Genomic DNA, 1,751 nt, shown 5'->3' on the forward strand with positions numbered 1-1,751 from the left:
ATCTTCCGACCCCGACTACACCACCAGACCCCACAGAATGGTCGTCCCCGCACGCGCGGGGATCTTCCCGACACTGCCGAGGGCGACGCGGTCGCGGCGGCGTCGTCCCCGCACGCGCGGGGATCTTCCCCACCTGCCCGGCATCTGGCACGCCGGCCTGACGTCGTCCCCGCACGCGCGGGGATCTTCCCGCGATCAGCGAGGACCAGGCCCGCCGTCTCGGGTCGTCCCCGCACGCGCGGGGATCTTCCCCGTGTCTTGCCGCTGCCCGAGTCCCCCAGGACGTCGTCCCCGCACGCGCGGGGATCTTCCCCCGTCGATGGTCACCGCAGAGGTCTCGTCGTCGTCGTCCCCGCACGCGCGGGGATCTTCCCGGATGCGCTGACCAGACGTAAGCTCGATGCCCGTCGTCCCCGCACGCGCGGGGATCTTCCCCTGGAGACCGCCACGGCGCGGGGATGGGGAACCGCCGTCCCCGCACGCGCGGGGATCTTTCCCCGGTGACGAGCGGGCCGATCTCTGGGTCGTCGTCGTCCCCGCACGCGCGGGGATCTTCCCTACCCTCCGTCACATTCGGCAGGGTGGTGGCAGTCGTCCCCGCACGCGCGGGGATCTTCCCAGGTCGGGCATCTACTGGGTCCAGTCGGCAAGGTCGTCCCCGCACGCGCGGGGATCTTCCGCATGACGACGTGCGCACCGCCGCCGGCTGGTGGTCGTCCCCGCACGCGCGGGGATCTTCCGCACGAGGATCATACGGGCTTTGCTGGGAGTCAGTCGTCCCCGCACGCGCGGGGATCTTCCTCATCCCGGGCCGGGCGCACCGTAAATAGGCGGGTCGTCCCCGCACGCGCGGGGATCTTCCGCATCGTCGACCTGGTGGGTGTCGGCGCTCGGTGTCGTCCCCGCACGCGCGGGGATCTTCCGCGGAAGTACTTCACCGAGGCGATCGAACGCTTGTCGTCCCCGCACGCGCGGGGATCTTCCGACCAGCTACCAGCGACTGATGCGCGAGGTCAAGTCGTCCCCGCACGTGCGGGGATCTTCCCGGCGGTGCGCCGGGCACCCCCCCGTAGCCCGGCGTCGTCCCCGCACGCGCGGGGATCTTCCAGTCGAGGTACTCCGTTCCGGTGTCATCCCAGATGTCGTCCCCGCACGCGCGGGGATCTTCCCTACGAGCACGTTCGCGCCCGAGACCTGCGATTGTCGTCCCCGCACGCGCGGGGATCTTCCTCATCACTGGTGACCCGCAGCCGTCGCCACACTGTCGTCCCCGCACGCGCGGGGATCTTCCTGCGGCTGAGGGTCTGTTGGGTCTTGGACGCCTGTCGTCCCCGCACGCGCGGGGATCTTCCCGATCTTCAGAGCGTCGCGGAGGCGCTCGACTCGTCGTCCCCGCGCGCGGGGAGATCTTCTGATGACCGCACAAGATACAGAGCTTGAATGGTCAGGGTCTGGTTACGGGGGTTGTGGATCCGGGGCCAGGCCGGCCTGGCCAAGGAAGCCGGCGATGAGGTCGGGTCGGTACTGGATGCGTTTGAGCAAGGTCTTGATCGTAGCGGTGAGTTGGTCGACGGTGACACGGGTGTGGTTGCCCAGGTCGCGTTTGACCGGGAAACGTAGCGCGCAAGCCCCGCCGTTCAGGGCGGGGTTAGCGCATCGGGGCTGGCCGCCGCTGCCCTTCGATGTACTCGCGTAACACCGAAATGGGCGCTCCGCCAGCTGAGGCAGCGAAGTAGGACGGGGACCAGAAA

The 1,751-nt window shown here is 69.6% G+C and carries 2 protein-coding genes and 1 CRISPR repeat array; of the genes, one reads left to right on the top strand and one right to left on the bottom strand.

Annotated elements, in window-relative coordinates; translation table 11 throughout:
• Nucleotides 1–40: 40 nt before the first annotated feature.
• A CRISPR array of direct repeats spans nt 41–1,413; the repeat unit is 28 nt; unit sequence GTCGTCCCCGCACGCGCGGGGATCTTCC.
• Nucleotides 1,414–1,440: 27 nt separating this feature from the next.
• Nucleotides 1,441–1,620, top strand: coding sequence for a hypothetical protein (locus MJ797_RS18060; protein WP_239336537.1), 180 nt, complete (start codon nt 1,441–1,443; stop codon nt 1,618–1,620).
• Between the two features lie 28 nt (nt 1,621–1,648).
• Here the strand turns inward: MJ797_RS18060 and MJ797_RS18065 are convergent.
• On the bottom strand, nt 1,649–1,751 hold a 103-nt coding region (locus tag MJ797_RS18065; RefSeq protein WP_239336539.1), incomplete at its 5' end, for a transposase.

The organism is Protofrankia sp. CiP3, from assembly GCF_917627345.1.
Classification (GTDB): domain Bacteria; phylum Actinomycetota; class Actinomycetes; order Frankiales; family Frankiaceae; genus Protofrankia.

Bases quoted from the DNA above. Each gene is read 5' to 3' on its own strand.
- MJ797_RS18060 (WP_239336537.1), top strand. From the start codon at position 1,441: ATGGTCAGGGTCTGGTTACGGGGGTTGTGGATCCGGGGCCAGGCCGGC.